The 397-nt window shown below is 39.3% G+C and carries 1 pseudogene; it reads left to right on the top strand.

Annotated elements, in window-relative coordinates:
- Positions 1-397 (top strand): annotated as a pseudogene (locus AC1DWA_RS33645) (hypothetical protein); the annotation flags it as partial.

Raw genomic sequence — 397 nt, forward strand, 5'->3', positions numbered from 1 at the left:
CCATTCAGCTAAAGGGCCTGGAAAAAGAAGATGCTCTTAACTATCTTTCTTATGAAGTGCAACAACATATGAAAATGTCTAACTCTTCAACTAAACAAGAACAAATGGAACAGTTATTAAATAGCCCTCGTGAAATTCGCGAAGAGCTAATTTCGGCCACTGCTGGAAATCCTAAAGCTATTGCGCTTAGTATAGCTTACATTGCAGATGATGAAATTCCTGCTCAGCAACTTATTCAGGAACTAGGAAAAGCCGGTTACTCACTGTTGGAATTATTTGATTTTCTTTTCGGACGCACGTGGGAGAAATGTGATGAAGATACTTTACATCTTTGGAAAGTGTTATGCTTTTTCAGTAAACCTCCTGACGAGAAAAGTTGGGCAACAGTGGCTGGACT

The sequence above is a fragment of the Rhodococcus sp. P4_F3_2 genome, from assembly GCF_056401335.1.